At 67.6% G+C, this 275-nt stretch carries 1 pseudogene; it reads right to left on the reverse strand.

Annotation, left to right across the window (positions count from 1 at the left end):
* Positions 1–275, reverse strand: a pseudogene (locus tag ACLJNW_RS24920) (flagellar M-ring protein FliF); the annotation flags it as partial.

Consider the following 275-nt stretch of genomic DNA (forward strand, 5'->3'; position numbering starts at 1 on the left):
TCGGAGAGCAGGTTGCCCTTCTGGTCGACCACGGTGACCTGCGACTTGTCCAGCTCCGGCACACTGGTGGCGACCAGGTTGACGATCGCCATCACCTGGCTCGGCTCCAGGCTGCGCCCCGGATACAGCTCGACCAGCACCGAGGCGCTGGGCTTGCGGTCGTCGCGGACGAACACCGAACTCTTCGGGATCGCCAGGTGCACGCGGGCGGCCTTGACGTTGTTCAGGCTCGACACGGTGCGCGCCAGCTCGCCTTCCAGGCCGCGGCGGTAGTT

Origin of the sequence: Salmonella sp. SAL4457, from assembly GCF_046548235.1 — a bacterium.
GTDB lineage: Bacteria > Pseudomonadota > Gammaproteobacteria > Enterobacterales > Enterobacteriaceae > Salmonella > Salmonella enterica.